The following is a 3,805-nucleotide window of genomic DNA, read 5'->3' as shown; positions in this document are numbered from 1 at the left end:
GCAAAAAAGAGAACCGCGGCATCCCCGATTTCAACTGCTGCATTTTTTAATTTGTGTGTTCCCACTGCCTTAGCATCGATCATTTCATAATGGCTATACAGATACTCAAGTTCAGGGGATACAGGAATCTGGTTGTCCCAGCAATCTGATATTTTCTCCATCCGGGGCTGGATGTCGTGGTTTTGGAGCAGCCCGTAGGCATCATTATATAAGTTTTGCTGTTGTACAAAACGGGCCAAAGCTTCGCTTAACTGTTTCATAGGTGTTCATTCCTTTCTAATTGTAGGCTATGGCCTCCGACAATAACGTTTCATTTCTAGCCTAAAGATATCATAATATAGATTTGGAGAACATATGTTTCTGTAATTGTGCCGCCTTGCCAGTCTATCCAGATTAATTTTACAATATAGGAGTTCGAAAATGTTTTGTGCTTAGTTTAATATGCTCAGGCTTACTTGTAAGGAGGATAAGTATGTCATTTTCTAAAATATACGATTACAAATTAAGAGCTTATTTTAATGAGCGAATTTCTGATTTAAGTCATGAATATCTATTTTATTCTTATCCCGATCAAGAGCAAAATTTAAGAATATTAACCCTGAATATAAACGAACAGGATTATGTTTCTCTAGTGCGATGGCATGATCTGTTTGACAGGTCGCTATTTACAAAAATGGATGATGTCATTCGAAGCGAACTGGATGCTGAACGCCTGGTTCGATTGCTTTCGTTCATTTTTAATGTTTTTGATATACATAAAGATGTTGCTTATAGGAGAAAAAACTTATTTTGTTTTTATTATCAATATCAAGTTTCACATCTAAGAGAGAGAGGGAATGAATTCTCGCTTACTCAGGACAGACTATTTTTCCTTCACCATCTCTTATTTGAACTGGGTTTAGGTGACGACATTTATGATCGCCTGACGATTGAAAATAATAGGATCATGTACAGAATGGAAGACGCACAACATTATGATCTGCACATTCTTATTAACATTTTGCATGAGCATATTAACAAAAGTAAGATGGATATGGATACACAAGCAACGCTGGAAAAAATAAAATTTTTACAAGGCCAATGGGTCAACTTTATGCTGGGTAGTCATGATGTATATGATTTTCCATTCGATGATTTCAACAAACCATTTGTAGAAGCAACGATGTTTATGCAAGCCTACAAATCTAATAAAAATAGGGTATTAGAGGTGCTGATAGACTGTATCAATGAGCATCAATCTCCAACAGAGCAGTTCATCTCCCATTTGATCTTGATGAATTACTCCTATTTTGTTCTCAAAAGAGATCCTAGTGAAATTACATATCTTAAGTTGTTTTGCAAGAAAAAACCGGGAGTTTTTATGAAAGTATTGACTGCATTGCTTGATATCAGATTTTTTGTTGATAAATCCAGCTTCACAAATGTGGGTATAGATTATTATTTATCTAGAGTAAAAGGGGATTAATCATGCCATTCCATCACGTTTCTTTACCTGATTTACCACCGTCTATCGGACGCCTTACAGCCATTCATCCACTAAAGGGTGACTCTCAGGAAAGCATAACCCTGCTGGCACTAAACACACAAGCAGAACTGTGGAGACTAGAACTTCGCTCTGGCAGCGCAGAATTGTGCACACGTATTTGTATTCCTGATTTTAATCCCATGCAACCTGTCCAAATGGTTACCAGTTCCGACGGCAGCTACGTAGCTATCTCCAATCGTTTTGGACGGCATGCGGCAGTGTATGATTTAGTCCATGCTCAAGAAAAAATGCAATTATCACGGGACGAATATCACTACGATAAAAGTATGTTTCCCCTGGCATTTGTACACCAAGATGGTGCATGCATTCTTGTTCATGGGACGGAATGGAACCGGCTTGACCTGACGGATATAGAAACAGGCATGCTTTTGACAGCAAGGCCTACCCCTGTTTATAACAGCGACAGCAAAAATGAACATTATCTAGATTATTTTCATGGGAGGCTGCTGATTTCACCAGGGGGAAAGTGGATTGCGGATACGGGATGGGTGTGGGCTCCGATTGGAGTGGTCCGAACTTGGTCGTTATCGGATTGGTTGCTGAATCCATGGGAATCGGAGAAGGGGCCGTCGGTTCGCGATCTTTGGCAAACCATAGATTGGGATGGGCCAGTGTGCTGGACAGGACCCGATACATTGGCGGTTTGGGGACAGATGGATGCTGATTTACTGGAGGAGGAAGATTGGGGAGAGGAAGGAGTTGAACCGGCTGTTGTCCTATTCGATATGACCCAGCCAGGGTACCGACGTGTGCTTCCAGCGATTCCATCTCTAAATTGTGAGCCTGTTGAAGACGGGACTTTTCCTTTTCCCCAAGCGGATATGGCCATTTGCGGTGACCAATTATTCTTATGGGGAAAAGGAGTCCCGCTTCAGGTATGGCGGCTTTCAAGCGGTGTGCGGGAATATGTAGATACGGAGCGGTTTCCACTCGTTTACCATCAAGAGGCAGGAATTTTCATTGAATTGAAAGCGGATAGCCGTTGTAAAGTCTTAAGCTACGAATAAATGGCAGTGTCGGGCTTCCTTCCTGGCGAGATGGGAAAATATGCGTTAGTTATTACATTTGAAAAGGGGCGTAAAACCAAAATGGCACTTATCAAGGATCGTTTTTTGGGATGCCTGGTTGGGCTGGCCGTGGGCGATGCTTTGGGAACCACTGTGGAATTCAGCAGTCCAGGTACATTTGAACCTGTAACGGATATCGTGGGCGGCGGTGTCTTTGGGTTAAAGCCGGGCCAGTGGACGGACGATACGTCGATGGCGCTCTGCTTGGCCGAGAGTATGGTGCGAAAAGATGGCTTTGATCCGGCAGATCAAATGCGCCGATACACCAATTGGTACCACTTGGGATATATGAGCAGCACGGGAACGTGCTTTGATATCGGTGGTGCAACGAGAGCAGCACTGCATCGCTTCGAAGCTACCGGAGATCCGTACAGTGGGTCCGTTGACCCCATGACTGCCGGCAATGGCTCTATTATGAGGCTTGCACCTGTAGCTATGGCCTATGCGAACCGTCCGGAAGAGGCGGTGATGTACGCTGAGATGAGCTCACGAACCACCCATGGAGCAGTCGAAAGTGTGGAGTCCTGTGCTGTGCTTGCTTCAATCCTTGTGGCAGGTCTGCGAGGAGCGGACAAAGAATCCATGTTATCGGCGGACGTCTGTTATAAGTGGCGGCAGGACGAGCCCGCTTATTCGGCAGCCATTGAAGAAATAATTCGGGGATCTTACCGGCATAAAGAGCCGCCTGAAATACAAGGAACCGGGTATGTCATTCGTTCCCTTGAGGCTGCGTTGTGGGCATTCCACCATTCGACTTCATTTGAAGAGGGAGCACTGTTGGCAGTGAATCTGGGGGATGATGCTGATACGACTGGGGCGGTGTACGGGCAAATTGCAGGAGCTTATTACGGAATAAGCGGTATTCCGAGTCGTTGGCGCGAGAAGCTGGCGATGAAGGAGACGATAGATGAACTGACTGAGGCTTTATGGCAGAAGGTTGAGAAGGACCAAACGCTCCAAGGGGAACATCCATAAAGATCAAGCTGGGCTGCTTTTCTTATAAAGCAGAGCCCAGCTTGTTTTTTTTTGCTATATCGCCATACTTCCGCCCTACTCAGCAACATGCCGTTATGACAAAATGAGTTCAATACAAATAACACTTCACTTTATTGACCTTTCAGAGGAGGAACTACCTTGTCACATCCACATAAACAGCTTCATTCATTTGTTGATATTTCCAACGATATAAAAG

General features: G+C 43.9%; 3 protein-coding genes and 1 pseudogene. 3 read left to right on the top strand and 1 reads right to left on the bottom strand.

Annotation, left to right across the window (positions count from 1 at the left end; translation table 11 throughout):
* Nucleotides 1-260 (bottom strand): annotated as a pseudogene (locus tag GRP75_RS21180) (hypothetical protein); the annotation flags it as partial.
* Between the two features lie 212 nt (nucleotides 261-472).
* Here GRP75_RS21180 and GRP75_RS21175 point away from each other — a divergent pair.
* From GRP75_RS21175 to GRP75_RS21165, 3 genes are all read left to right on the top strand, one after another.
* Nucleotides 473-1,465, top strand: a complete 993-nt coding sequence (locus GRP75_RS21175) for a hypothetical protein (protein WP_023989660.1) — start codon at nucleotides 473-475, stop codon at nucleotides 1,463-1,465.
* Nucleotides 1,466-1,467: 2 nt separating this feature from the next.
* On the top strand, nucleotides 1,468-2,553 hold the full coding sequence (locus tag GRP75_RS21170; protein ID WP_160790285.1) for a hypothetical protein: 1,086 nt from the start codon (nucleotides 1,468-1,470) through the stop codon (nucleotides 2,551-2,553).
* An 81-nt stretch (nucleotides 2,554-2,634) separates the two neighbouring features.
* Nucleotides 2,635-3,588: an ADP-ribosylglycohydrolase family protein gene (locus GRP75_RS21165; protein ID WP_160790284.1), complete on the top strand. Its 954-nt coding sequence runs from the start codon at nucleotides 2,635-2,637 to the stop codon at nucleotides 3,586-3,588.
* Nucleotides 3,589-3,805 lie beyond the last annotated feature (217 nt).

Origin of the sequence: Paenibacillus sp. OT2-17 (assembly GCF_009827695.1) — a bacterium.
Classification (GTDB): domain Bacteria; phylum Bacillota; class Bacilli; order Paenibacillales; family Paenibacillaceae; genus Paenibacillus; species Paenibacillus polymyxa_B.
Note: the sequence above shows the minus strand (reverse complement) of the source record. Positions and strands in the feature narration are given on the sequence as shown.

Excerpts from the sequence above, each read along its gene's own strand:
- GRP75_RS21175 (WP_023989660.1), top strand. The coding sequence starts at position 473 with ATGTCATTTTCTAAAATATACGATTACAAATTAAGAGCTTATTTTAAT.
- GRP75_RS21170 (WP_160790285.1), top strand. The coding sequence starts at position 1,468 with ATGCCATTCCATCACGTTTCTTTACCTGATTTACCACCGTCTATCGGA.
- GRP75_RS21165 (WP_160790284.1), top strand. The coding sequence starts at position 2,635 with ATGGCACTTATCAAGGATCGTTTTTTGGGATGCCTGGTTGGGCTGGCC.